A 4,241-nucleotide genomic window follows, 5' to 3' on the forward strand; every position below is an offset into this window, starting at 1 on the left:
AAACAATGCCGAGCATAAACACTGAAATATTGAAAACCACACCACTGCGATTACCAGAATCAACTTTAGAACAAGAACAGTTGGGCAAGTATTTCCTCAATCTCGACACCCTTATCACCCTTCATCAACGTAAGTTGGAAAAGCTGCAAAACATCAAGAAATCCTGTCTTGAAAAGATGTTTGTATAAAAATAAGTGGTGCAATTTGCCCATAATCAGAAGATGGACGTATCGGCGTTTGTTGTTTGGCTAAGGGAGCAACGCAATTTCTCTTGCCCGTTCAGAATATGCAAAACAGGCTGATGAGTAAAAATCAAGGCAATGTCAAACGCTTGGAACTGCTGCGTTTTAAAGCTATCGGGAGTCAAAAATCAAAATTTGAACCGAATACGCAAAACCGAGAGTGAAATTTTCAGCGAACATTCGGTAGGCGGTGGAAAATAGCTGCTGAAAGTGTGCATTTGCTCCTACTTGGGAACAGCGTAAGCTGGGTGAAATGGTTGATGTTTGTAGCGGAATGGACTATAAGCATCTGTCTGAAGGTGACATTCCTGTTTATGGTACCGGTGGATATATGCTGAGTGTAAACAAGGCTTTGTCCTATGACCGTAACGCAGTTGGCATTGGAAGAAAGGGCACGATTGATAAACCATATATTTTGAAAGCCCCATTTTGGACGGTAGATACGTTGTTTTATGCGATTCCAAAAGATAGCAAAAACATAGATTTTACCTTTGATGTGTTTCAAAAAGTTGACTGGAAGAAAAAAGATGAATCTACGGGTGTTCCAAGCTTGTCCAAGATCGCAATCAATGAAACATCCATAAGCACTCCATCAAAACTAGAACAAGAACGCATCGGCAGTTTTTTCCGCAATCTCGATACCCTTATCACCCTTCATCAGCGTAAGCTGGAAAAGCTTGTACAAATTAGAAAAGCCTTCGCAGAGAGGTGCTTTTTGCAAAGTCGAAAGGAGTTCGTTATGGCGTTTACAAAAGAAGCCGATTTTGAAGAGGCGGTGGTAAAGCTCCTGATAGAACGCGGCTGGAAAGATGGTGTGCTGAAGAACTACACCGAACAGCAGCTGATCCAGAACTGGGCGAACATCCTTTTTGAAAACAACCGTGGCATTGACCGACTGAACGATTATCCGCTGACGGATGGCGAGATGCAGCAGATCATAGAACAGGTCATGAACGCGAAAACGCCGATGAGGCTGAATAAATTTATCAACGGCAAAAGTGTGCTTATCAAGCGTGACAATCCTGACGATAAGCTGAATTTCGGCAAAGAAGTGTCCCTGAAAATCTATGATCGTCTGGAAATTGCAGCCGGACTTAGCCGCTACCAGATCGCAGAGCAGCCAAAGTTCCCCACCAAGTCCAAAATTTTGAATGACCGCCGCGGCGATTTGATGCTGCTCATCAACGGTATGCCGGTCATTCACATGGAACTGAAAAAGAGCGGTGTTTCCATCATAAAGGCTTGCAACCAGATTGAAAAATACGCCGCAGAGGGCATTTTTACGGGACTATTCTCGCTGGTGCAGATTTTTGTGGCCATGAACCCGGAAGAAACGGTCTACTTTGCCAATCCCGGTCCGGAAGGACAATTCAACAAAAGCTACTATTTCCATTGGGCGGACTTCTACAACGAGCCGATGAACGACTGGAAAGACGTTACGACGGCACTTTTGTCTATCCCGATGGCGCATATGTTGGTGGGCTTTTATACCGTTGCCGATGGTTCCGATGGCATTTTGAAGGTGATGCGCAGCTATCAGTACTACGCTGCCAGCAAAATTTCGGATGCCGTTTCCAAGGCGAAATGGGAGAATGACCAGCAGCGCGGCGGCTACATCTGGCACACCACAGGTTCCGGCAAGACCATGACTTCTTTCAAGTCCGCTCAACTGATTGCATCTTCCAAGGATGCGGACAAAGTGATTTTTCTGATGGACCGAATCGAGTTGGGCACCCAGAGCCTGAAAGAATACCGCAACTTTGCAGGGGAAAACGAGGAGGTGCAGGCTACCGAGAACACGGATGTTCTTGTGGACAAGCTGAAAAGCACTTCGCCGTCCGATACGCTCATCGTGACTTCCATCCAGAAGATGAGCAACATCAAGGATGATGCACAAAACAAGCTGAACCCCAACGACATTGTGCTGATCAACGCAAAGCGGTTGGTTTTTATCGTGGACGAGTGCCACCGTTCCACCTTTGGCGATATGATGCAGACCATCAAGCATACATTCCCGAAAGCACTGTTCTTTGGTTTTACCGGTACGCCGATCCAAGGCGAAAACCAGAAGAAAATGAGCACCACCGCCACCGTTTTCGGCAACGAACTGCATCGGTACAGCATTGCAGACGGCATCCGGGATCACAACGTGCTGGGCTTTGACCCTTACAAGGTGCTGACCTTCAAGGACAGCGACTTGCGGAAAGCGGTTGCACTGGAAAAAGCTAAGGCCGCTTCTGTGGGTGAGGCTCTGGCAGACCCGCAGAAGAGCAAGGTTTTCTATAAGTATCTGAATCTGCCGATGGCAGGCGGAAAAGATACGCTCGGTGAGGAGATAAAGGGCATCGAAGATTATATTCCCAACACCCAGTATGAGGGCGAAGAACACCAGAAAGCCGTGGTGGAGGACATTTGCGAGAACTGGCAGACCCAGAGCCGCAACAGCAAATTTCATGCCATTTTTGCAACCTCCAGCATCCCGGAAGCCATCCAATATTACAAGAGGTTCAGAGAAGCCGCACCATGGCTGAAAGTCACCGCACTATTTGACCCCAACATTGATAACAACGGCAAAGGCATCACCAAAGAAGAAGGGCTGAAAGAGATCGTAGAAGACTATAACGCCCGCTATGGACAGGACTTCAGCATTCCGACCTTTGCCAAGATGAAAAAGGACATTGCGGCACGTCTGGCGCACAAATCACCCTACCAGCGCATCGAGCGTACCCCGGAAAAACAGCTTGATCTGCTGATCGTGGTGGATCAGATGCTGACAGGCTTTGACTCCAAGTGGATCAACACCCTGTATCTGGATAAAATGCTGCAATACGAAAATCTGATTCAGGCGTTCTCCCGCACCAACCGACTGTTTGGCGATGACAAACAGTTTGGCACCATCAAGTATTACCGCCGTCCGCACACGATGGAGAAAAACATCGCAGATGCGGTAAAAGAGTATTCCGGCGATAAACCGTTTGGCCTGTTTGTAGATAAACTGGACAAGAACGTGGAAAAACTGAATGCCATCTATGCGGAGATCAAAGATCTGTTTGTGTCGGCGGGCATTGAAGAGTTTTCGCAGATCCCTGCGGATATGGCAGAGCGCAAAAAGTTTGCCGACCTGTTCCAGTCCTTCAACGAAAATCTGGAAGCAGCCAAGGTGCAGGGCTTCGAGTGGGATAAGCCCATTGTGATCATCAACGAGGATGCAGATGAGAAGACGGAACTTCATGCGGACTTTGACGAGAGAACGTTCAAAGTGCTGGCACTCCGCTATAAAGAGCTGTTCACGCCGAATCCGGATGGCAGTGAAAATGACCCGGACGATGACGTTCCCTATGCGGTGAACAGCTATCTGACCACCATTGATACTGCTGACATCGACACGGATTACATGAACTCCCGCTTTGAAAAGTACCTGAAAATTTTCTATCAGGAGGGTGCAGAAGCAGAAGCCATCCATCAGGCCGAAACGGAGCTGCACAAGACCTTTGCCACCCTCTCGCAGGAAGAACAGAAATATGCGAATATTTTCCTGCACGACATTCAAAGCGGCGCAGTGGTTCCGCAGCCGGGAAAGACCTTGCGGGAGTACATTGCCGAGTACATCGCCCAAAAGCAGAACGACCAGATCCACAAAGTAGCTGAAGTTTTCGGCTTGGACGAAAAGAAGCTGCGGGCATTCATGCGTGCAAACATCACCGAAGCCAACATCAACGAGTTCGGACGTTTTGATGACTTGAAAGCCACTGTGGACAAGGCAAAAGCAAAGGCATATTTTGAGGCAATTGAGGGGACAAAACTCATTCCTCCCAAAGTGCCTGTCAAGTATGATAAACTCTTGCGCGAGTTCATCGTAAGTGGCGGATTTGACCTAAAAATGCCGAAAGAATCATAAAATGGGTGCAAAATCACCCTGCTGACCAAGAGCCGAGGCGCGTCCTCGGCTCTTTTTTCGCGCCAAAATCCCAAAACACACCTACTTGGGAACAGCGTAAG

The 4,241-nt window shown here is 47.7% G+C and carries 1 protein-coding gene and 2 pseudogenes; all 3 read left to right on the forward strand.

The annotated features are described in order from the left end of the window. A pseudogene (locus J3350_RS13735) lies at nucleotides 1-188 on the forward strand (restriction endonuclease subunit S); the annotation flags it as partial. A gap of 292 nt (nucleotides 189-480) precedes the next feature. After that, nucleotides 481-909: pseudogene (locus J3350_RS13740) on the forward strand (restriction endonuclease subunit S); the annotation flags it as partial. Between the two features lie 72 nt (nucleotides 910-981). Next, the gene (locus tag J3350_RS13745) at nucleotides 982-4,140 is read left to right on the forward strand and encodes an HsdR family type I site-specific deoxyribonuclease (protein WP_207687006.1); all 3,159 of its coding nucleotides are present in this window, start codon (nucleotides 982-984) and stop codon (nucleotides 4,138-4,140) included. The last annotated feature ends 101 nt before the right edge of the window (nucleotides 4,141-4,241 follow it).

Origin of the sequence: Faecalibacterium sp. Marseille-Q3530 (assembly GCF_017377625.1) — a bacterium.
Classification (GTDB): Bacteria; Bacillota; Clostridia; order Oscillospirales; family Ruminococcaceae; genus Faecalibacterium; species Faecalibacterium prausnitzii_E.

Excerpts from the sequence above, each read along its gene's own strand:
- J3350_RS13745 (WP_207687006.1), top strand. The coding sequence starts at position 982 with ATGGCGTTTACAAAAGAAGCCGATTTTGAAGAGGCGGTGGTAAAGCTC.